Here is a 224-nt window from a genome sequence, read left to right as displayed (position 1 = left end):
TCAGGAAAAAGACCGATGGTACAGCGGAAGACCGCCGCGAATACCGACAACAGCATAGTCAACCAGTGATGCAACAACTATATGAATGGCTCAACCAACATCATCTGACGGTGCCATCGAGTTCTCCCACCGCCAAGGCCATCAATTACACTCTGAAGCGTTGGCCAGCTTTAAGCCGCTATTTGGATGATGGCAATCTACCGATTTGCAATAATTGGGTAGAG

Annotated in this window: 1 protein-coding gene; it reads left to right on the top strand. The window is 48.7% G+C overall.

Annotated elements, in window-relative coordinates; all coding sequences use genetic code 11:
- Window positions 1-224 (top strand): transposase (locus ACEO2X_RS14820; protein ID WP_371972227.1); only part of this gene is annotated, 224 nt, incomplete at both ends.

Source organism: Acinetobacter sp. AL9 (assembly GCF_041464035.1).
GTDB classification, from domain to species: domain Bacteria; phylum Pseudomonadota; class Gammaproteobacteria; order Pseudomonadales; family Moraxellaceae; genus Acinetobacter; species Acinetobacter towneri.
Note: the sequence above shows the minus strand (reverse complement) of the source record. Positions and strands in the feature narration are given on the sequence as shown.